Genomic DNA, 1,158 nt, shown 5'->3' on the forward strand with positions numbered 1-1,158 from the left:
CGGGCGAGCGCCGCGCGCGCCGCCTCGGAGGGCTCGCCGTCGGACCGCCCCTCGAGGTGCGCGAGGACGTCCTCGCCGGCCAGCAGCGCCACCGCCAGGGCGTGCTGGCGCTCCATCGAGGACACGGGCAGCGCCGCCGCGGTGCACAGCAGGGCCAGGCGCACGTCCGTGGCCGGGTCGTCGTCGTGCAGGCCCACGACCGACGGCACGAGCCGGCCCAGGCGCGCGCGGCCGGTGTCGCTCGTGCGGTCGTTGACGTCGCGGGCCAGCCGGGCGAGCAGGGGGTGGGTGCAGGCGGGGTGGTCGCTCCAGCGCTCGCCGGCGAGGTAGGAGGCCATCTCCATGAAGCAGGCGCCCGTGCGGGGCGTCCGGTGCCGCCCGCGCGAGAGGACGGGCATCGAGGTCGGGGCGGCGGTGCGGGCGTCGTCGAGCACGGTGGCCTCCGGGGGCTGCGCGGCGTCCGGCTCGGGCTGGGCCGACGACGGGCGTCCCACCAGTGTGCGCAGCCGCCCCGGCGGCGACAAGGGGCGCGCGGCCGGGGTGGTCGACGGGTGACGGGTCGGCGCGGCGAGGTCCGCCGCACCCGTCCGGCGGCCCGGCTCCGCCACACTCGCGCCATGGTCCAGCTGCGTCCCCAGCGCCCCGACGACCTGCCGCTGCTCCTGGGCGCCGACCGCCCCTTCGACGTCGGCCCCTCCGCGCCCCGCACCGCGCCCGGCCCGTGCGACCTCGAGGCGGCGGGCGTCCTCACCGTCCTCGACGACGCCGGCGCCGTGGCGGGCGAGGTGTCCTGGCGCTGGCACGAGCACCGGTGGGGCGCCACCGGCGGCTCGGGGTGCCCCGTCGTCGCGGTCTGGCTCCGCCCGGACGCCCGGGGGCGCGGGACGGGCGGGGCCGCCGTGGAGTCGCTCGTCGAGCTGCTGCTCCTGCACACGACGGCGCACCGCGTCGAGGGCCACGCCGACGCCGACGACGCCGCCGGGCAGCGCGCGCTCGAGGCCGCAGGTCTGGTCCGCGAGGGCGTCGCCCGAGGGGCCCGCTGGCGGCGCGGGGCCCACCGCGACGTCGTGCTGCACGCCCTGGTGCGGACCGACCGGTCCTGAGCGCGGAGCGCTCCCGGGGGGCCTGGCGCGCGTCCGGCCCCGACGCGGGGCGCCC

1 protein-coding gene and 1 pseudogene are annotated in these 1,158 nt (G+C 80.7%); one reads left to right on the top strand and one right to left on the bottom strand.

Features of this window, described 5'->3' with window-relative positions:
• Positions 1-434, bottom strand: a pseudogene (locus HLB09_RS17405) (hypothetical protein); the annotation flags it as partial.
• A gap of 183 nt (positions 435-617) precedes the next feature.
• On the opposite strand from HLB09_RS17405, the gene HLB09_RS17410 reads away from it, so the two are divergent.
• Positions 618-1,103 (top strand): GNAT family N-acetyltransferase, encoded by a 486-nt coding sequence (locus HLB09_RS17410; RefSeq protein ID WP_171204533.1) that lies wholly within the window; start codon positions 618-620, stop codon positions 1,101-1,103.
• Positions 1,104-1,158 lie beyond the last annotated feature (55 nt).

Origin of the sequence: Pseudokineococcus marinus, assembly GCF_013004605.1 — a bacterium.
GTDB classification, from domain to species: Bacteria; Actinomycetota; Actinomycetes; order Actinomycetales; family Quadrisphaeraceae; genus Pseudokineococcus; species Pseudokineococcus marinus.